General features: G+C 26.7%; 14 protein-coding genes. 4 read left to right on the top strand and 10 right to left on the bottom strand.

What is annotated here, in order from left to right; translation table 11 throughout:
* Positions 1-15: 15 nt before the first annotated feature.
* Genes ACH5BH_RS02725 through ACH5BH_RS02715 form a run of 3 tightly spaced genes read right to left on the bottom strand, consistent with a single transcriptional unit; the run spans position 16 to position 6,841 of the window.
* The gene (locus tag ACH5BH_RS02725) at positions 16-1,215 is read right to left on the bottom strand and encodes a response regulator (RefSeq protein WP_423297358.1); all 1,200 of its coding nucleotides are present in this window, start codon (positions 1,213-1,215) and stop codon (positions 16-18) included.
* Positions 1,212-2,864: a CheR family methyltransferase gene (locus tag ACH5BH_RS02720; RefSeq protein WP_423297357.1), complete on the bottom strand. Its 1,653-nt coding sequence runs from the start codon at positions 2,862-2,864 to the stop codon at positions 1,212-1,214. Before ACH5BH_RS02720 ends, ACH5BH_RS02725 begins: the two co-directional genes overlap by 4 nt.
* Positions 2,861-6,841 carry a response regulator gene (locus ACH5BH_RS02715; RefSeq protein WP_423297356.1) on the bottom strand — a complete coding sequence of 1,327 codons (3,981 nt, stop codon included), beginning with the start codon at positions 6,839-6,841 and terminating at the stop codon, positions 2,861-2,863. Before ACH5BH_RS02715 ends, ACH5BH_RS02720 begins: the two co-directional genes overlap by 4 nt.
* Positions 6,842-7,015: 174 nt before the next feature.
* On the opposite strand from ACH5BH_RS02715, the gene ACH5BH_RS02710 reads away from it, so the two are divergent.
* Entirely contained in the window at positions 7,016-8,614 is a 1,599-nt protein-coding gene (locus tag ACH5BH_RS02710) for an ABC-F family ATP-binding cassette domain-containing protein (RefSeq protein WP_423297355.1), read from the top strand.
* Between the two features lie 90 nt (positions 8,615-8,704).
* Here the strand turns inward: ACH5BH_RS02710 and ACH5BH_RS02705 are convergent, their stop codons facing one another.
* Together ACH5BH_RS02705 and ligA are read right to left on the bottom strand one after the other, a co-directional pair.
* Positions 8,705-9,178 carry an acyl-CoA thioesterase gene (locus ACH5BH_RS02705; RefSeq protein ID WP_404303965.1) on the bottom strand — a complete coding sequence of 158 codons (474 nt, stop codon included), beginning with the start codon at positions 9,176-9,178 and terminating at the stop codon, positions 8,705-8,707.
* A gap of 218 nt (positions 9,179-9,396) precedes the next feature.
* On the bottom strand, positions 9,397-11,343 hold the full coding sequence (gene ligA / locus ACH5BH_RS02700; protein WP_423297354.1) for an NAD-dependent DNA ligase LigA: 1,947 nt from the start codon (positions 11,341-11,343) through the stop codon (positions 9,397-9,399).
* Between the two features lie 152 nt (positions 11,344-11,495).
* On the opposite strand from ligA, the gene ACH5BH_RS02695 reads away from it, so the two are divergent.
* From ACH5BH_RS02695 to ACH5BH_RS02685, 3 genes are read left to right on the top strand one after another with little or no spacing between them, the layout of a single operon-like run.
* Positions 11,496-12,986 (top strand): sensor histidine kinase, encoded by a 1,491-nt coding sequence (locus ACH5BH_RS02695; protein WP_404303969.1) that lies wholly within the window; start codon positions 11,496-11,498, stop codon positions 12,984-12,986.
* 28 nt (positions 12,987-13,014) lie between these two features.
* Positions 13,015-13,359, top strand: coding sequence for a hypothetical protein (locus ACH5BH_RS02690; protein ID WP_404303970.1), 345 nt, complete (start codon positions 13,015-13,017; stop codon positions 13,357-13,359).
* Positions 13,360-13,362: 3 nt separating this feature from the next.
* Complete coding sequence (locus ACH5BH_RS02685; protein ID WP_423297353.1) at positions 13,363-14,172, top strand: DUF1853 family protein; 810 nt, start codon at positions 13,363-13,365, stop codon at positions 14,170-14,172.
* A 2-nt stretch (positions 14,173-14,174) separates the two neighbouring features.
* On the opposite strand, the gene ACH5BH_RS02680 is transcribed toward ACH5BH_RS02685, so the two are convergent.
* The 5 genes from ACH5BH_RS02680 to ACH5BH_RS02660 all read right to left on the bottom strand — a co-directional run bounded on the left by ACH5BH_RS02680 (position 14,175) and on the right by ACH5BH_RS02660 (position 19,482).
* Positions 14,175-15,467 carry a zinc-binding metallopeptidase family protein gene (locus ACH5BH_RS02680; protein ID WP_404303973.1) on the bottom strand — a complete coding sequence of 431 codons (1,293 nt, stop codon included), beginning with the start codon at positions 15,465-15,467 and terminating at the stop codon, positions 14,175-14,177.
* A gap of 43 nt (positions 15,468-15,510) precedes the next feature.
* Positions 15,511-15,852, bottom strand: coding sequence for a DUF8780 domain-containing protein (locus tag ACH5BH_RS02675; protein ID WP_423297352.1), 342 nt, complete (start codon positions 15,850-15,852; stop codon positions 15,511-15,513).
* 13 nt (positions 15,853-15,865) lie between these two features.
* Positions 15,866-16,342: a thioredoxin family protein gene (locus ACH5BH_RS02670; RefSeq protein ID WP_404303975.1), complete on the bottom strand. Its 477-nt coding sequence runs from the start codon at positions 16,340-16,342 to the stop codon at positions 15,866-15,868.
* A gap of 1 nt (position 16,343) precedes the next feature.
* Positions 16,344-16,994, bottom strand: a complete 651-nt coding sequence (locus tag ACH5BH_RS02665) for a thioredoxin family protein (protein WP_404303977.1) — start codon at positions 16,992-16,994, stop codon at positions 16,344-16,346.
* A gap of 112 nt (positions 16,995-17,106) precedes the next feature.
* Complete coding sequence (locus ACH5BH_RS02660; RefSeq protein ID WP_423297351.1) at positions 17,107-19,482, bottom strand: cytochrome C; 2,376 nt, start codon at positions 19,480-19,482, stop codon at positions 17,107-17,109.
* Between the last annotated feature and the right edge of the window lie 49 nt (positions 19,483-19,531).

Here is a 19,531-nt window from a genome sequence, read left to right as displayed (position 1 = left end):
TGTCAAATTAAATAATTAAAATGATTTAGGTAAATTTATTGTAAACATAGCTCCTTCATACTCATTTTCAAGATATTTAAATCTAGTATTTTTTACTCTTATTTTTCCACCCATTGAGTCATTAATAATTTTATATACAACATTTAATCCTAATCCAATTCCATGAGCTTTATGTTTTGTTGTGAAATATGGCTCAAAAATTTTATTTATAAATTCTGTTTTAATTCCACCTGCATTATCTTTAATACAAATTTGAACTCTTTGATTTTCAATTTCTTTTGTCTCAATAAAAATATATTTTTGCATATCTGTTTTTAATAAAGCTTCATTTGCATTTCTAATAATATTTACTATAGCTTGAAATAAACTATTAGGTAAATTTTCTATAACAATATTATCATCTAAATCACATATTACAGAAATATTATTTTTTGCTAGGATATAGTCTTCTGAATCAATACATTTTTTTATAGTATTTGATAAATTAAAACTCATAAGTTTTTCTTTATTTGTATAATCTCTAAAAGTTTCAATAGTATTTGATAAATCTTGTGTTGTTTTTATTATCATATTGATATTTTTTTTGAAATCCTCTTCTTTAAGAATTTTTAAATCAAGATTTAAATGCATACCAGAAGCACACGTAGAAATCACTGATAAAGGTTGTCTCCATTGATGAGCTATATTTCCAATCATTTCACCTAAAGCAGCCATTTTACTTTGTTCAACTAATTCTAATTGTTGTTTTTCAATTTTTTCATTTAATTCAATTTCTTTTTGTAAAGCTTGATATAAATTATCATTTACTGCTTGAAGTTGTTTATTTTTGATTATAATTTCTAAATATAATTTTAACTTATTTACAAACTGATGATTATCGATAGGTTTAGTTAAATAATCAATAGCACCTATTTCAAAGCCTTTTTGCTTGAACTCTTCTTCTTTAAAAGCAGCAGTTAGAAATATAATAGGAATATTTTGCGTTTTTGGATTAGATTTAAGATATTTAGCTGTATCAAAACCATCTAGCCCTGGCATTTGGATATCTAGTATTATAATATCAACGTTCGTTTTATACGTGATTTTTAAAGCATCTTCTCCACTTGGAGCTAAAAGCAAATTAATATTTTTTAAATATTCATCAATTAAGTATTGTAAAGACACTCTATTTGCTTCTACATCATCTACTACTAATACTGTTATTTCTTCTTTCATATTTTCCTCTTATATATCTTATATTTTTCATCTATGGTTATGTATTTATCATTATTATTTAAAGATTCACTCTCTCCCAAAACTAAAAAACCATAAGAATCCAAAGATTCTTTAAATAAATCAAATATTTTATTTTTTAGTTTGGTATCAAAATAAATAATCACATTACGACAAAAAATTAATTGAAATTCATTTAATTTTGAATCTAATGCTAAATTATGTTTAAAAAATAGTATTTTATCTTTAATCTCTTCTTTTATCTCTACAAAATTACTATAATCATTGAAATATTTACTAAAACTTTGATTTCCACCTGCTTTATAGTAATTTTTTAAAAAACTATTATAGTTCTCTTTAGAAAATAAGCCATTTTTTGCATTTTCTAATATTATTTCATTTAAATCTGTTGCATAAATTAAACTTCTATCTAATAATCCTAACTCTTTTAAAAATATAGCAATAGAGTAGGGTTCTTCTCCACTACTACAGCCAGCACACCAAATCTTAATATCTAAATAACTATCTAGTTTTGGTAAAATTTCATTTCTAAGTATTTTAAAAACTTCAGGGTTTCTATAGAAAGTTGTAATATTAACAGAAATATTTAAAAATAAATCTTTAAAAATACTTTTATTATTTAAAACTATTTTTTCAAACTCTTTAAAGTCTTTAGGTTTTAAATTTGAATAAAAAAGATGTATTCTTCTTTTTATATGGTTATAATTATATCCTGTATAGTCATAACCGTATTTTACATATATTTTTTCCAAGAAATTTTCTATATCTTTTTTTTCAAAAAAATCATCATCTAAATTAAATTTAATATATTTTATTATTTCATCTAGTGATAATACTTCATCATAGAGTTTTGTTGAAATAGCATTTTCTAGCATTGCTTTTGCTTCACATTCATTAGGGTCTTCTATTAGAATAGTTGAACCATTTTGATTTAAAAGTTTTAAACTATCTGTTCCATCTGCACCGTATCCACAAACTAAGATAGCTAAAAAACTATTTTTATATTCATTTGATAAAGCTTCATAAGTAGTACTAATAGAAGGCCTTGAGAAATTTCTTTTTACTTCATCAGTTAAGAAAATAAAATTTCCTGCAACAATTAGATGTTTTCCAGCAGGGGCTGTATAAATTGTATTTGCTTCAATTCTCATATCTGATTTTGCTTCAACTACTTTATAATTACTTGTATATTTTTGTAAAATATTACTTAAAATGCTTTTATTGTCAGCTTTTTGATGCATAATAATAAATATAGAAACTTCAGATTTTGGAAGATTTTTTATTATTTCAATAAACTTTGATAAACTTCCAGCACTTCCACCAATAGCAATATATTGAAGATTTAATTTTTTTGGTTTATTGTTATAATTATCTTTAAAGTTCAAAGTAAATCCAAGATTTATTAAATATGTTTTTAAAGTTAATTCATTTGTAAAAATATCAATCTTATGAATATGTTCTTTCAATAAAAGTACTAAACTTTTTGGAATAATCTGAATATTCAAAAAGCTAATTTCTATTTTGATATAATCTTTTTTTATATAGTTTTCTAACTCTTTTAAATCTTTTTTTTCAATTTTTTGTACAATTATTTTTAAAATATCATCTTGCTCATGTGCTATTATATTCATTTATGTTTTTTCGTACTCCAAACTTTTATTAAATTACCTAAAACATTTAAATCAATAGGTTTTGACATATAATCATCAGCTCCAAGATTAATACACTTTTCTCTATCTTCTTTCATCGCTTTTGCTGTTACTGCTATAATTGGAATATGTTTTAAAGTTTCATCTTCTCTAATTTTTTCCATTGCTTCATAACCATCCATTATTGGCATCATGATGTCCATTAAAATCAAATCAATATTATGATTTTCATGTAAAAAGTCTAAAGCTTCTTGACCATTAAAAGCTGTAAAAGTATTAGCATCAAACTCTTTTAATGCTGCATCTAAAACAAAAATATTTTTAATATCATCATCTACAATTAAAATATTTGTATCTTTTAAGTTAATAGCATCAAAAATTTTATCATTTTTTTCTTCTGGCTCTTCTTTTCTATGTAAAAATAGATTTATTTCATTTAATATTCTCTCATTTGAGTTTGCAGTTTTTATTATAATGCTATTGCTATATTCTTGAAGTTTTAGCTTATCTTCTTTTGAAATATCTTTTCCTGTATATATAATAATAGGTAGATTAGGGTGAGCATTTTTAATATATTCACAAACTTCATAACCACTTCCATCAATTAATCCTAAATCAACAACAACTGTATCATAAAGCTCTTTTTTTACTTCTTCTATTGCAGCAGCAGCTGTTTTAACTCCTTTAATATTTACACCTTCTCCAACAAGCTCTATCAAAGCTTCTCTTTGAACTTTATCATCTTCTACTATAAGTAAGTCTTTTATTTTTTTCTCTTGAAAAGAATCAATTGATGAAATAATATTATTAATATCTCCATCATAAACAGGTTTTTGTAAATAACCAATAGCTCCTAATTCTAAAGTTTCTTTATTTTTATCTTTAGATGAGATTATATGTACTGGAATATTTTTCGTTTCTGGTTTAGATTTTAATTCTTTAAGTACATCAATCCCATCTATATCTGGAAGTGTTAAATCAAGTAATACACCTTTAATATTATAGTTTTTAACAAGTTCTAATCCACTTGTTCCATCATAAGCAACTAAAGCAAAATTATTATCTTTTTTAATCTCATCATAAACTATATCTGCAAATGCCATATCATCATCAATGATTAAATATGCAAAATCTTTTTCAGTCATAATATCTCTATCATCATTTGCTATTTTTGTTGATGTAGAAGAAGATTTAAGTGCTTTTGTTTTAGTCGTAGACTCAACTTTTATTTCACTTTCAAAATTAATATTTACATTTGAAGATGTTAAGTTTGGTAATTCAATACTAAATGTACTTCCTTTACCTTCTTTTGAGCTAAGAGATATTTTCCCACCTAATAGTTTTGCTAATTCTCTTGAAATAGATAATCCAAGCCCTGTACCTCCGTATTGTCTACTTGTACCACCATCTGCTTGTGTAAAGGCTTTAAAAATATCTTCTTGTTTATTTTTAGCAATACCAATTCCTGTATCTATTACACTTATTTTAAAGTCTTTTGTTTTATCTTCAGGTTCTTGTATTTTTACAGTAATTGAACCTTCACTTGTAAATTTGAAGGCATTTGAAATTAAATTTCTTAAGATTTGAAGTATTCGATCTTTATCATTTTGTATGCTACTTTGATATTCATCTACTATATTAAAATCTAAACCTTTATCTTTTGCCGTGAAATCAAAAGTATCTTTTAAATGACTTAATAAATCTTTACTTGAAAAGTTATCTACAATAACTTCCATTTTGCCAGATTCTACTTTTGATAAATCTAAAATATCATTAATAAGTCTTAATAGTTCATTTCCTGATTCAAAAATTGTTTTTGCTTTTTTGATATCATCATTTGTTAAAGTTTTTTTGCTGTTTTTTTGTAAAAGTGATGATAAAAGAATTATTGAATTAAGTGGTGTTCTTAATTCATGGCTCATATTTGCTAAAAATTCAGATTTATACTTTCCTGACTTTGATAATTCATCAGCTTTTTTTTCAATCTCTTTTTTTGTTTCTTCAAGTTGCTGATTTTGAAGTTTAAGATTTTGTTCAGATATCTTAAGCTGTTGTTGTTGCTCTTCCATATTTGCATTTGCTTCTTCAAGTTGCTGTTGCTGTTCTTCCATATTTGCGTTTGCTTCTTCAAGTTGAACTTGTTGTTCTTCCATTTGAGCATTTGCTTCTTGAAGTTCTAATTGTTGTTTTTCAAGTCTATCATTTGCTATTCTAGTGTTCTCTAATAGTTTTTGAACCTTATTAGCCTGAATAGATGTTGAAAGTGAAATACAAATTGCTTTCGTGATATTTTCAAGAAATTGTAAAGTTTGTTTATTAAACTCATTAAAAGAGCCTAGTTCAATAACTCCAAATAATTCATCGTTATAAACTAAAGGAAATGTATATGTATTATAAGAGGCTTGTGTTATGGTACCTGTTGTAATTAAATTTGTATCTTTTTTAATATTTTTAAGTAATATTGGCTCTTTTTGGAATGCTACTTGACCTACAACACCTTCTTTTAAAGCAAAAGAGGTTGAAAGTTCATCTCTTACAACATGAGCATAACTTGCATATTGTTGAAGCTTATTTTTGTCTTCTTCATAAAAATAAAATACACCCACACCTGCATTTATATATTTACTTATAAATTTAATTGCTTCATCACTTACTTCATTAACTGATTTTAAGTTCATAAGAATTTGATTTAATTGAGTTACACCATCTTTTATCCAAACTTCAATATCATTTTTTTCAATATTTAATTTTGTTCTTTCTATACCTTTATTTACTGCTTCACTCATAATTCCAATTTCATCATTTGAATCTCTTTTTAACAGTGTTACTTCTGATGATTCTCTATTTAAAAATTTAAAAAAGTTTAAAAGTCCATTTTGGAATTCATCTAATGAACTTATAATATACTTTTGAATTACAAAGTAAAGTAAAGTTAAAACAACTAAAACTGAAATTATTGAAATAATAATTACTGTATTTCTTAATTCATTTGGTTTTTTTAAAATATCAGATAGTTTAACCTCTGAAATAACAGCCCATCTAAGCTCATCATCTATATCAAAATAAGTATAAGAGGATAATACTTCATTATCTAAATAATCTATAGCTATTTCTGTTCCACTTTCACCTCTTAAAGCTTTTTTTGAAACTTCTATATCTATTTTACCACTTTGAGGAAATCTAAAAGAGTTTTCTAGTGAGTGTGTTTTAGGAGATAAAAAACTATCACTTCTCATTAAATAATCTGAACCAACTAAATAATCTTCATGGGATTGTTCATATCCACTTCTATATTTCATAATATTTTGAATACTATCAGTATCAATTTTAAATACTAATACAGATTTAAATACTTTATTTATATATACAGGAGCAGCTATAAACATAGTAGGTTTATTATTATTTGGTTCGTATTTCTCCATATCATAAAAAACGACTCTTTTATATTTTTTAACTTTGTTCCATATTTTTGCTAAAGGAGAGTTTCTGTATGGACCATTTTCTAAATTAGTTCCATAATCATTTTTCTTTTCAAATGTATATAGTACATGTCCTAAATCAGCTGATATTACATAAATGTCATCAAAAGGGTATGTATTAGTATAATTCTTAAAAAAACTATCCCATCTAGGAAGAAGTTTATATACTTCCTCGTTATTTACTGAAAGCTTACTATGTTCATCTATACCAATTTTTTCATGAATACTAATAAAAGTATTAGTAATACTTTTTGTATAGCTAGTATTAGCAAGAAGATATATTTGTTTTTTGTACAAAGAAAATACGTCTTCAAGTTGTTTAATTTTAGAATCACGCGTAGCAGTTAATTGAACATATTTTGATTCAATTAGTGTGTCTTTCATTTGTTTGATTGAAATAATACCTAGGGTTGAAGTTAAAATTAACAGAGATAAACTAATTAAAATTATTAGTTTAAGTTTGATAGAAACATTTTTCATAAATTAGCTCTTTTATTTTGTTATTATTACCATTGTAACAAAAGTTTTATAATAAACTAATGATGAAAATAAAAATTATTTTTTATTTTATAGCAAAGATAAAGTAGTATAAATTATACATCAGCTTTAATTAGATATAATCGCCACATATTAAAGATTTGGAGTTAATTTTATATGGTACAAATAGTAAATTTAAAAAAAGCATTCGGACCAAGAGTACTTTTTCAAGATATTAATCTTAAGTTAGATACGGGGAAAAGATATGGACTTATTGGTGCAAATGGTGCTGGTAAAACTACTTTTCTAAAAATTTTATCTGGTATTGAAGATGCAACAGAAGGTGAAGTACAAGTTCAAAATGGTAAAAAAGTTGGGACTTTAGAACAAAACCAATTTGCTTATGAAGAGTATTCATTATTTGACACAGTTTTATTAGGAAATAAAAGATTATATAACGCAATTAAAGAAAAAGAAGAGTTATATATGAGTCCTGAGTTTACAGATGAAGTAAACAATAGACTAGCAGAGTTAGAAATTGTATGTGTTGAAGAAGATCCAACTTATGAATATGATGTAAAAATTACAAAAATTTTAGAAGATTTAGGTTTCCCTGCATCACAACACAATGATTTAATGAGTACTTTAACTGGGGGAGATAAATTTAAAGTTTTATTAGCACAAGTTTTATACCCAAAACCTGATGTTTTATTCCTTGATGAGCCTACAAATAACCTTGATATTGAAACAATTGGTTGGTTAGAGAATCAGTTACAACACCATGATGGTACAATGGTAGTTATATCTCACGATAGACACTTCTTAAATGCAGTTTGTACTCACATCTTAGATGTTGATTTTAAAAAGATTAGAGAATTTACTGGGAATTACGATGATTGGTATATTGCTTCTACAGTTTTAGCAAAACAAGCTCAAACAGATATGAATAAAAAACAAAAAGAGAAAGAAGAATTAGAAAAATTCATCGCTAGATTCTCAGCAAATGCTTCTAAAGCAAAACAAGCAACTTCAAGACAAAAACAATTAGATAAGTTAGATATGGGAGCTATTGAAATTTCTTCAAGAAGAGATCCATCAATTATCTTCAAACAAAAAAGAGAAGTTGGTAAAGAGTTATTAAGTGTTAAAGATATTTGTAAGTCTTATGATGGACATACAGTATTAAATAATGTATCATTTACTGTAGAGAAGGGTGACAAAATTGCTCTTATTGGACCAAATGGTATTGGTAAAACTACATTATGTGAAATTATTGTTCAAAATATTGAAGCTAATAGTGGAGAAATTCACTGGGGAGCTACTATTCAAAATGGTTATTTCCCACAAAATGCAACAGATTTAATTTCTGGTGATATTACATTATATGATTGGTTAAGATCATTTGATAGAGATGCTGATATTAATGAAATTAGAAACTGTTTAGGTAGAATGCTATTTAATGGTCAAGAACAAGAGAAAAAAGTTGAGTCTTGTTCGGGGGGAGAAAAACATAGAATGTGGTTATCTAAAATTATGTTAGAGCAACCAAACTTTATGGTTTTAGATGAACCTACAAACCATTTAGACCTAGAAGCTATTATTGCATTAGGAGAAGGTTTACTTGAGTATCCAGGTTCTGTAATTTGTGTATCTCACGATAGAGAGTTATTAGATGCTTATGCAAATAGAATTATTGAAATTCAAGAAGATGGAACAATTGTAGATTTTAAAGGAACTTATGAAGAATATATTGAATCAAAAGAGGCTAAAAAATAGTCTTTTTTGATTTTAAACTATATGTTATTAGATAAAAAAAGGGGATAGATTTAGAATCTATCCCCTTTTTTATTTACAGAAAATAAATATTTATTTTGCGTGTCTTGAGTCCATTCTAATTTCTCTTCTTTTTATAGCGTCATTATATCTTCTTTTATCATCTTCTGTTTGTAAATCTAATTTTGGTACTGGTGTTGGTTTACCATTTTCATCAACTGAAATCATTGTAAAGTAACATACATTTGTGTTTTTGATTGTATGATCTTTAATATCTTCTGAAATAACTTTAATTCCTATTTCCATAGAAGTTCTACCTGTATAGTTTACTGATGCATGGAAAGTAACTAGAGAACCTATTTTAATTGGATTTTTAAATAAAACCATATCAACCGATAATGTTACAGCATACATTCCTGTATATCTTGCTGCACAAGCATAAGCTACATGGTCTAACATTTTTAAAATCTCACCACCATGTACATTTTTCCCTGAAAAGTTTGCTTTATCAGGAGTCATTAACATTGTCATAGTTAATGATTTTTCTCTTTTTACTTCATCACTCATATTGTAACCTCATTGTATAATTTATTATTGTTAAATTTTGATTTATTATAAAACAAAAGCGTAGTATAAACATAGCAATTTCGTTAATTCTTTCTATAGTTTTTAAAACTATAGAAAAAAGTAACATTTTGCTATTGAAACTTTAAATTTTCTTATATCTAATCACTTGAAGTGTGAATTTATGTAACACAATTTAAGTAATTATTAAAGAAGAATCATTAAATCATTTCTTGCATTTGTTCTTCTGTGATAGTTGCTACTTTTAAATCAATAGCTTTATCGTATTTACTTCCTGCATCTTCACCATAGATTAAATAATCAGTTTTTTTAGATACAGAAGAACTCACTTTAGCCCCAAGAGCTTCTAATTCTTTTTTGATAACTCCTCTTGATCTACTCATTGTTCCTGTAAGAACTACAGTTTTTCCTTTGAAGTGATTTTCAGCAATTTCTACTTTCTCTTCTACCTTTGGTTCTATAATATCAAGAAGTTTTAAAACCAATTCTTTATTTATATGCATAAACTCTACAAAAGATTTTGCCATTTGCTCACCAATACCATCAAGTGCAATTAAAGAATCAACATTTATATTTACTACATTTAGTCCAAATTCTAAACAAATTTGTTTAGAAGCAACTTCTCCTATATGTTCAATACCTAAAGCATTGATAACTCTATGAAGTGCTACCCCCTTAGTGTTTTTAATTGAATTTAAAAGATTGTTGATTTTTTTCTCTTTAAATCCTTCTAAATCAGCTAAATTTTCATACTTTAATGAGTATAAATCTAAAATATCATAAATTTTCTTTTCTCTTACAAGTTGTTCAACTATTTTGATTCCTAGGCCATCAATATTCATACAATTTTTTGAAGCAAAATAAATAATTGAGTTTGTAACTATACTTGGACAATCTAAGTTTTGACACTTAATTAGCGTACCTTCATCTAAAAGTTCACTATTACATTTAGGACAGTTTGTAGGTCTTTTTATCTCTTCTTGTGTTCCATCTCTTCTATCATGAAATACTTTAGTAATTTTTGGGATAATATCACCACTTTTGATAATAATAACTTCATCATTAATTCTTAAATCAAGTCTTTGTATTTCATCATAGTTATGTAAACTAGCCCTTTCAACCATACTACCATCAATATGAGTTGGTTCTACAACTGCTACAGGTGTTATAACTCCTGTTCTTCCCACTTGCTGAATAATATCTTTTATTTTTGTAGTTTTTTCAACAGCTGGAAATTTATAAGCACAAGACCATCTAGGGAATTTTACTGTATATCCAAGCTCTTGTTGTGTTTCTATATCATTTATTTTTACAACCATTCCATCAAGCATCATTTCAATACTATCTCTTTGTTTAATTATTTCATGATAAATCTCTTCTATCCCTTCAACCGTAGAAGTTATAGTTTGTAAAGGAGGTTTTACAAAACCAAGAGAATAAATATAATTCATAAGTTCACTACTTTTAGTAAAATCTAAAGAGTTCTCTCCAACACCCCATACATTAAAAAATAGTTTTCTTTGGGCAGTGATACTTGGGTCTAATTGTCTTAAGCTTCCAGAAGCAGCGTTTCTTGGATTAGCAAAAGGGGCTTCTTCATTTTTAAGTCTTAATTCATTTATTTTTTCAAAGTCTGCTTTTTTAATTACAATCTCACCTCTTACTTCAAGAAGTGATTTTTCTTCTATTTGAAGTGGAATAGAGTGAATGGTTTTAACATTATTAGTAACATCTTCTCCAATACTTCCATCACCTCTTGTAATAGCTTGTTTTAAAAATCCATTTTCATAAATAAGGTTTAAACTAGCCCCATCAAATTTTGGCTCACAATAAAACTCTAAATTCGTATTTACTTTTTTTGCTCTATTTATCCAGTCTTCTAACTCTTTTGTGTTAAATACGTCTTCTTGTGACCACATTCTTGTCAAATGTTTTGCTTTTTCAAAACCTTCTAAAACCATACCTCCAACTCTTTTATTTGGTGAATTTGGATGGGATAATTTAGGGTTTTCTTGTTCAAAAGCTAGACAAAGTCTTGATAACTTATCATATTCTTCATCTGTTGCGATTGGATTATCTTCTACATAATAAGCATAAGCCCATTTTATAAGTTTTTCAATATTTAAATCATATTCATTTTTAGTCATTATATCTCTTTGAAAATTTTTTTGTATTTTACCTAAAAAATATTTATTTAAAAGTTATTAGTTAAAATAATACAAATATTTACCAAAGCTTTATACTAAAATAGATATGATTATTATTAATGCTTATAAAATCATAAATAATGGGATTATTGATGGAAACTATAAATAATATAACTTTTTATAAACAGTTATTTGAAAAGCTACAAGTAAGTATTTTAGTTATTGATATTGATACAAATAAAATAGTTGAAATCAATGAAAAAGCAAAGAAACTATTAAATTTAAACAATACAAACTTCAATGAAACACATTATCTTGAAGTCTTTCACAAAGATACTCAAATAGATATAAAAGCCTCTTTTGAAAGTGCTATAAAAAAACTTTTAACAGATAAGAAAGTTAAAGATTTAGAATATGTTGTATTAAATAAAAATAATAAAATGACTCCAATTGAAATAGTATTTAATTTAATTAAATCAGAAAATAAAAATTATTTAATATTAATGTTAAAAGACTTAACACTACGAAAACAAAGAGAAAAATTAATTGGTTATTACAATAAAGCTTTAGAAAAGTCTTCAAGTTTTTTAGCTTTAGTTGATAAAGATTATAGATATTTACAAGTAAATGATTACTATTCAAAATTTTTTGGTATAAAAAAAGAAGATTTTGTTGGTAAAAAAATGTCATTTGTATTTGGGAAAGAGTACTTTAATAATATTGTAAAAGAAAAATTTGATAAGGCTTTAGAAGGTGAAGCAATACAGTTTAATACAAATGTTAAGCTAAATGAAAAAGAACATTATTTACAAGTATTTTATGAACCTTATTATAATAACAATATTGTTGAGAGCGTTGTTGTTCATGTTTATGATTTGACAAAATTTAAAGAGTATGAAGATGATAATCTTCAAAAAGAAAAACTTTTAATTCAACAATCAAAAATGGCAGCTATGGGAGAAATGCTTGAAAATATTGCTCATCAATGGAGACAACCTTTAAGTGTCATTTCTACTTGTACAAGTGGAATAACACTTCAAAAAGAGTTTAATACTTTAACTGATGAGATACTAGATGAATCCCTTCAAAAAATAATGAATACAACTAGTTATTTGTCTAATACTATAGATGATTTTAAAAACTTTTTTGAAAGAGATAAAGAAAAATCTGTTTTTAATGTCTCTTCTTTAATAAATAAAACCATAGACTTAATAGAAATGAGTTTAAGTAGTAGTGACATAGAAATTTTTAGACAAGTTGATGATACTATTACTATAGAAAATTATAAAAATGAATTTATGCAAGTTTTACTTAATATAATTAATAATGCAAAAGATGCCTTGATTTTAAATAAAGAAATGCAAAATGAAAGAAAAATAATAAAAATAGCTTTATATAAAAATGATGATAAAGTAGTATTAGATATAGTTGATAATGCAGGTGGTATACCTCAAAATATTCAAGAAAAAATATTTGAACCATACTTTACAACAAAACATCAAAGTCAAGGTACAGGAATAGGGTTGTTTATGACAAGAGAGATTATTACTAAGCACATGGAAGGTGAAATTATAGTAAAAAATCTTGATTTTGACTTTGAAAAAAAGAGTTATTACGGTGCCTTATTTAGAATTGTGATATAACTTGCTACAATTAAGTTTAGGAGAATAAATGAGTTATCTTGATATATGTATATTAGGCTGGAATTTAAATGCCTTAATGTTTTTAATTAATTTTGTTATGGCTATAAAAGTTATTAGTAGTCAAAACAGTGATAAATTACAAGAGGAAAGTTTAATATTAAAAGATTTAAAAGAACAAATGGATAAATACTATCCATACAGAACACAATCTACGATTATCACTTACATAGTGCCTTTTACAGCATTTTTTAGAATGTCACTTAGATTTATAGAAATGTTTTTCTTTTTTCAAAAAAATCAAAATTCAAAAATGTTTGATTACATGGTATATAAATATATGACAGAAATAAATAAGGCTAAAAATAAATCATAATTTATGAAAACAAATATCAAAATACAATTTGAGAGTTTTTATAATACTCCTGATTTATTTTCAAAGCTAGAAAACATAGAGCAATTCATCTTTGAAGAGATATCTTACAAAGATAAGAATTATGCAGATTTTGAGATTATACAGAAGCTTCCTTTAGGAAAAAGAGTTGAATATTTTTTTGAAGAGTATATAAAACATTCAAGTCGTTATAACCTAATACACAAGAATATCCAAGTAATTGAAGATAAAAATACTTTAGGTGAAATAGACTTTATTTTATTTGATAAAGTTAAAAATTCTTTTTTACATACAGAGCTTGTATATAAATTTTATTTGTATGATGAAAACTTTGAAAAAGAAATAGATAGATATATAGGCCCTAATAGAGATGATAGTTTAGTTAAAAAATTAAATAAGTTAAAAACAAAACAATTTCCATTACTTTTTAAAGAAAAAACAATGGAAATGCTTTATGATATAGATTTAAAAAATATTTATCAAAATACTTGCTTTAAAGCAAATATCTTTTTACCTTATAAAAAACATGTAGATGTTTCTTTGATTAACAAAGCTTGTATAAAAGGTTTTTATATAAATATTGAGGACTTTAAAAAGCAAGAGAATTTTAAAAAGTACAAATATTTTTTACCACATAGATATGATTGGATTGTATCAGCTAAAATAAATAAAGCTTGGAAAGCTTATGAGGAAATACAAGAAGAAATTCAAATCTTTTTAGATTTGAAAAAATCTCCTTTAGTTTGGTTAAAAAAAGATGATAGATATGAAGAGTTTTTTATCACTTGGTGGTAAAACTATTTATAAACTTCATCAACTATTTTTTTCACAACTTCATATACATTTTCTACTGATTTTATTGATACTTGTTCTTTTCTTGAATGAGGAAAGTTAATAGTAGGGCCAATAGAAGCTACTTTTAAATGTGGGTATTTATCTTTAAAAATTGCACATTCTAAACCTGCATGAATAGCTTCAAGGGAAGCTTTTGGCTGAATAGTTTGATAAATATCTAAAACTTTTGAAGTAAATTCGTTAATATCAGGTTTCCATGCTGGATATTTTCCATCAGTAGTTACACTAAATCCATGCTCATTTAAAATATTTATAGTTTCTTCTTTTATTGCTGCTAACTCATTGTTTGCCATTGATCTTGCACTAAATTCTATTTTGATACTATCTAGTGTAGTTGAAATAATTGCTATATTTATAGAATTTTGAACAACTTTTAATTCTTCGTTTGTTGAGATAACACCTTGTTTAAAGTCATATATAAAATCAATAATTTTATCATCAAATACGCTTAAATGTTCACTTTGAGCATCTATTTTTGTGATTTTCATATTTTCATGACTTGCTTTGGGTTCTTCTTTACAAGCTATAATTGCTTTTGCATTTACTGGAATTGAGTTGATTCTTTCTCCACCATTAAAATCTAAAAGTTTTCCATTGGCTTCTTTGATTGTTTGTGCTACTAATTTTATTGCATTTGGTATATTCTTATCTATATCAACTCCACTATGCCCACCTTGTAATTTGCCTATTGTAATCTCATATAAATCTAAATTTTCTGTATTTGGGATAATTTTTTTATTTGAATTAATAGCAAAAATATCAACTCCTCCTGCACAACCTATACAAACTTCACCTTCTTCTTCGCTATCAAGATTAAGCATATAAGGGGCATTTATTTCAAGCTCTAAATTATTTGCACCAATAAGTCCTATCTCTTCATCTGATGTAAATAAATACTCAGCATCAACTCCTTCATACATAAGATTTATCATGTATGAACATCCAATACCATTATCACTACCAAGTGTAGAGTTTTTAGCACTTAAAATATCATCATTTTGTATTATTTGTGGAACGCAGTTATCTTCTAAACATACAATATCGTAGTGTGATTGAAATACGATTTTTGCTTGAGAAGAGGATTTTTTACATAAAATATTATTGTATTTATCTACAAGACACTCAAAACCTAAGTTTTGAGATAAGTTTTTCATATAGTTTATAAATGGTTCATGAGTTTTTGAACATCTTGGGATTGCAGTAATTTCTTTAAATATATCTATAACTTTACTCATTTTATACCTTCAAAATTTTTAAAGGATTATAACAAATAAACTCTTATTTAATACATCTAACTCCATATTTATCAGCTTTATAATACCAAGTATCTCTACCCTCCATAAAGTAAAAAGGATAAGCTGCATGTTTATTATTTTTTACTTCATCTCTAGTCCAATAAGACACAGATAAGTCAAAACCTTTTATATCAGAAGCTTTATTATTTTCAAGCCAAAGTTTTATAAATAGTTTTTTTGAAGGAAGTTTCGCATTTCTTTCTTTACAATAAGCCATAGCATCATGCCAATTCATTCTTTCTTGAGCTTCTTCTAGCCAAATAGTACTAGAAAAAGCTATATTAGGTATTAAAAAAATGAAAATAAGTATTTTAATAAATTTCATTACTTGCCTTTATTTAAGATACACCATTATCTTTTAAATATTTTTGCCAATCTTTAGTTGTATATTTACCTTCATGTAAACCTTTAATAAATTTCATAAAAGTTATCATCTGGGCAGGATGAGCATATCCAGGTAATTGGAAAATTCTATTCCAATTTTTATCAAACATTACTATATTTGGAGTTGCTTTTGCTCTAAAAGCCATTCTTAAAGTTGTTGTAGACTCTTTTTTCTTTGTTTTTCCTACTATAAAGTTTTCTTCTTTATCTTGGTTTATTAAATAAATATTAAACTCTTTTGCTAGTTTGGCCATTTCTTTATTTTCTTTAAAATCTTTTTTTAAAACTTCACAATATGGACAAGATGAACTTTCAAAAATAAACATTACAGCTTTACCTTGAGCAACTAACCTCGTATCAGTTTTTAAAACATTATTGGCAAAAGCCAAAGATGAAAGTAGGGTAATTGTTATTAATAGTTTCTTTATCATTTTATGACTCTTTCTTTTTTACATTAATACCATTTGCTATATAATGGTCTCTTAAAGCTTCATATACTTCACCATTTTTTCTATCTTTCCCTTCCCATTTTTTACTTTCCATAAATTTAATTGTCTCTACAAACTGTTGTGCTGGCATATAACCAGGTACAACAATAACAGCTTTACCTTTTTTATCAGCAAAAATTAAAGTTGGAGTTGATGTAACACCATAAATAGAAATCATAGTCTTAGTATCTACATCCATATAATCACCTTCATGGAAAAGTTTTACTCTTTTATTTTCATGGGCTTTTAAATAAAATGCTGATAATTTATTTGTAATCATATCTGATAATTCAGGAGTATTTTTGATATCTGCTTTTAATCTATCAGAATAAGGATCTGTGTTTGTTCCAAATACAATTAGCATATATTTGCCTTGGGGTCCTATTTTAGCTATATCCTTAAATACTTTATTCACCACTTCGTCGTTTTTTGTATAAACTACTTTTGGCTCTTCTTTTACCTGTACTTTTATATCTTCACTTGTATCTTCTTTAACAACTTCTGCTTTAGACTTAGACTCACTACACCCACTAAATAAAATAGCAGTTGCTATTAATGAAGTGATGATTGTTTTATTCAAAAATTTAATTTTCATGTTAATCCCTTCCTTATAAATAATCAAACTTATAATAATTAAATTCTAATTATTATAAGTTAAACTATTAAGAAGAAAAGAGAATAAATTCTCTTTTCTTCATTTAATATTACTATTCTTTAGCTTTAGCAGCTTTTTTAGCAATTTCGTGCATTTTTTTAATATGTTCATTCATATCAAGTTTTTTATCAGTATTTAATTTCCCCCAAATTTCATCATTTGACATATTTTGGTGACATCCCATACATAAACCTGTTTTTTCCATTCTTTCTCTCATACCTTGATCAAGTGGTCTTGAGTCAGGCCAGTGAGTACCAACAGTTTGAAGTTGTTTTCCATCTCTAGTTACAATTTGTGACCAATCGTAATCCATACCTGGAATACCTTTCATTTGAACTGTTTTATTTTTAGGAACATATTTACCTGTTCTTAAATCTTGAAGATCCATATATAAATCTTCCCCTTGTTTTTGTAAGAATTGACCATCTTGAATACCATAACCTAAAGCTTTAGGGTTTGAGTGACAAGATTCACAAGATCTTGCTTTTCTTCCTGATGTATGTGGTTGAACAGGTGACATATCTGTACCTGCAACATTTTGCCCATTGTCATCAACTCTTGCTTGTTTATTTAAAATCAATGTTTTTCCATCTGGCCCAATTACTGTAAATGTAACTTGACATCCAGGAATTACAGGAGTTACTAAGTTTTCACCATTGATACCTAAAATTGGATCTTCCCATCTTAAGTATGATCTAGTTTCACTTGGTTTACCAAATAGTTTTTTACCCTTTGTACCTAAAATTGATTCTGATGTCTCACCATTTTTAAAGTTTGATGAACCAGAAGCAATCCAATCAATTTGTGATTTACCAGGTGTATAGTCAACTTTAACATGACATCCATAACATTGTGGTGCCCAATCAGAGTGACAAGAATAACACTCTAAATTTTCCATGTGAGCTTTAATTTCTCCCATAGCTACATGTGCATCTTTTGATTTATATGTATTAGTTTTTGCTTTATATTTTAATAATGGCACTTCTAAATCTTTTCCAGATGCTAAATGTACAATTACTTTTTCTTTGTTTTCAACTTTTACAACATTTCCTAAAGGGTTACCTCTTGTTGATAATAAATATCCACCTTGTTTATCATAAACAGTACCTTGTGTCATCCAATATGGCAATTCCTCAGCCATACCTCTTGCTTTATTGGAAGTTTTGATTTTAAAGTTTTCACCAAAACCAATTTTTAATTCCCAAGGATATTTATCGTTTGTACCATGACAATCTGAACACTCAATTTCTACTTGCCCTAAAGTAGTACCAAATAGTGTTCCATCACCGTGCATATCAACAGATGTATGACAATCTTGACAAGTCATACCAGCTTCAAAGTGTAAATCTTCTTTGATATGTTTATATCTTTTACCATGATGTTTAGATTGAGATTTACCACCTACATTAAGTGGAGAACCATAAGGTTGTTCCATTAAACCAACATAAGAAACACCGATTCTTTTCCCTCTATTATGACATGAGTTACAAGTTTCAGGGTGAATACCACTAAATTCCATACCAGATGGAGTTTTTACTTTAGCTTCTCTTGTTCCTTGAATCATGTGAACTAATAAATGTCCATTTTCTTTTTTATTGATTGTTGGGTCTTTACCTTCATAAATACCTTCATTTCCATAAGGAATATGACAGGCACTACATCCCATACCTCTCCAATCTCCTCTACCTTTTCTACCTCTAACTCCAATATGACATCTTTGACAATCAGATCTTTGGTAAGTAATAGAAGCCATTGCAGCTATTTCATCTTCAGATTTTCCAGCAAAATCCTCAGGTCCACTTGGAGGTAATGGTAATTGTTTTAATTCTGTTGGGAATTGATTTGGATATTTATCAATCATTTTAATCATATAGTCTTTATAGACTTTTGTTCCCCAAGCAGGTGTTTTACCATCTTTATCTTTTACATCATAGTTTGCGTATTGAACTTTTTTTGTATTATATGTTCCCCAAGAGTGCATATTACCTTGAATTTTTCCTGCTTCTGTCATCATTAATGACTTCATAGTATTTTCAACAGTATCAGCATGACATATACCACATGTTTTATCAGCAATCCACATAGAACCTGGATCTCTAACAAATTCAGCTAATCCACCTGCATGAGCAGCAGGAGCACCTTTGTGAGCACCTTTTACAGTTCCATCTTCTGGATTACCACCATGACAAACTACACAACCAGCACTATCTCCAAGACCTTGTCCCATTGCAATAATTTGTTGCATCATGTCTGATTTTGTATCTCTAATAGATTCAATGCCTTTATGACATTTAATACAAGAATCCCCGCCAGACACAGCTTCCATTTCCATCATGCCTTTAGAGTGTTCGGCTCCAAAAACAGTTGAAAATGAAAACATAGAAGCAAATATTGCAATCAAAGCAAATTTAGATACTAAGCTTTTCATCTCATCTCCTTTAAATTATTGAGCATAAAACTCAATTATTTAAAATCTT

The sequence above is a fragment of the Arcobacter rhizosphaerae genome (assembly GCF_049472155.1).
Classification (GTDB): Bacteria; Campylobacterota; Campylobacteria; order Campylobacterales; family Arcobacteraceae; genus Arcobacter_B.
The sequence above is the reverse complement of the archived record's forward strand: the minus strand, read 5'-3'. Positions and strand labels throughout refer to the sequence as shown.

What these genes read in the sequence shown, in the direction of transcription:
- ACH5BH_RS02680 (WP_404303973.1), bottom strand. Translation starts at nt 15,467, where the DNA reads ATGAGTAAAGTTATAGATATATTTAAAGAAATTACTGCAATCCCAAGA.
- ligA (WP_423297354.1), bottom strand. Translation starts at nt 11,343, where the DNA reads ATGACTAAAAATGAATATGATTTAAATATTGAAAAACTTATAAAATGG.
- ACH5BH_RS02725 (WP_423297358.1), bottom strand. Translation starts at nt 1,215, where the DNA reads ATGAAAGAAGAAATAACAGTATTAGTAGTAGATGATGTAGAAGCAAAT.
- ACH5BH_RS02720 (WP_423297357.1), bottom strand. Translation starts at nt 2,864, where the DNA reads ATGAATATAATAGCACATGAGCAAGATGATATTTTAAAAATAATTGTA.
- ACH5BH_RS02685 (WP_423297353.1), top strand. Translation starts at nt 13,363, where the DNA reads ATGAAAACAAATATCAAAATACAATTTGAGAGTTTTTATAATACTCCT.
- ACH5BH_RS02715 (WP_423297356.1), bottom strand. Translation starts at nt 6,841, where the DNA reads ATGAAAAATGTTTCTATCAAACTTAAACTAATAATTTTAATTAGTTTA.
- ACH5BH_RS02705 (WP_404303965.1), bottom strand. Translation starts at nt 9,178, where the DNA reads ATGAGTGATGAAGTAAAAAGAGAAAAATCATTAACTATGACAATGTTA.
- ACH5BH_RS02710 (WP_423297355.1), top strand. Translation starts at nt 7,016, where the DNA reads ATGGTACAAATAGTAAATTTAAAAAAAGCATTCGGACCAAGAGTACTT.
- ACH5BH_RS02695 (WP_404303969.1), top strand. Translation starts at nt 11,496, where the DNA reads ATGGAAACTATAAATAATATAACTTTTTATAAACAGTTATTTGAAAAG.
- ACH5BH_RS02660 (WP_423297351.1), bottom strand. Translation starts at nt 19,482, where the DNA reads ATGAAAAGCTTAGTATCTAAATTTGCTTTGATTGCAATATTTGCTTCT.
- ACH5BH_RS02675 (WP_423297352.1), bottom strand. Translation starts at nt 15,852, where the DNA reads ATGAAATTTATTAAAATACTTATTTTCATTTTTTTAATACCTAATATA.
- ACH5BH_RS02690 (WP_404303970.1), top strand. Translation starts at nt 13,015, where the DNA reads ATGAGTTATCTTGATATATGTATATTAGGCTGGAATTTAAATGCCTTA.
- ACH5BH_RS02665 (WP_404303977.1), bottom strand. Translation starts at nt 16,994, where the DNA reads ATGAAAATTAAATTTTTGAATAAAACAATCATCACTTCATTAATAGCA.
- ACH5BH_RS02670 (WP_404303975.1), bottom strand. Translation starts at nt 16,342, where the DNA reads ATGATAAAGAAACTATTAATAACAATTACCCTACTTTCATCTTTGGCT.